This is a genomic window from Mesorhizobium sp. M1399, assembly GCF_040317735.1.
Taxonomy (GTDB): Bacteria; Pseudomonadota; Alphaproteobacteria; order Rhizobiales; family Rhizobiaceae; genus Mesorhizobium.
In genome coordinates this window covers 1-608 of the sequence record NZ_JAMYKZ010000081.1, presented here as the reverse complement: position 1 = coordinate 608, position 608 = coordinate 1, and the positions used below count along the sequence as shown (strand labels likewise).

General features: G+C 62.3%; 1 protein-coding gene. It reads right to left on the bottom strand.

Annotated features, from left to right (window positions below; translation table 11 throughout):
- Positions 1 to 107: 107 nt before the first annotated feature.
- The coding region (locus NKH05_RS33010) for a transposase (protein ID WP_353027107.1) at positions 108 to 608 on the bottom strand (501 nt) is incomplete at its 5' end.

The window sequence follows — 608 nt, the reverse complement described above, 5'->3', positions numbered from 1 at the left end:
AGTTGTGTGCGTCAAGTTCTGCAAAAATGGCGTGGCAGTAGCTGTGACGTCGGCGTGTCCGCCGCGCAGCCCCCGTGTTTAGCGGAGCGGCGGACACACGGCGGTGCTCAGGCGGCCAATGCTCTCAGGCTCTCCTTCTTGTGCTCGCGCAGATGATCCATGTTGAGATAGCGGGTCGCCTCGAGCCAGTTCTCGTGGATCTCGACCGCCAATGCCCGAACCAGCCGCAGGCAGCTCCGCGGGTTGGGGAAGATGCGAACGACCAGGGTGCGCCGCTTGATCTCCTGGTTCAGCCGCTCCAGCATGTTCGTCGACTTCATGTGCTTGTGGTGGGCAAGCGGCAGCCGATAGAAGCTCAGCGTCTCCTCGATGTTGTCTTCCACCCAGTTGACCAGCTTCGGGTATTTGGCCTGCCATTTGGCGATCCACTGCGCCAGGTCGCGTTTGACCTCGGCAAGGTCGCGCCGGTCGTAGAACCATCTGAGCTCCATCAGGCAATCGTCGTCGACCTTGCGCGGCACGTAGTCGAGCGCGTTTCTGAGGAAGTGCACGTAGCAGCGCTGCCAGACCGCTTCGGGCAGCACTTCGCGGATTGCCGCCCTGAGCCC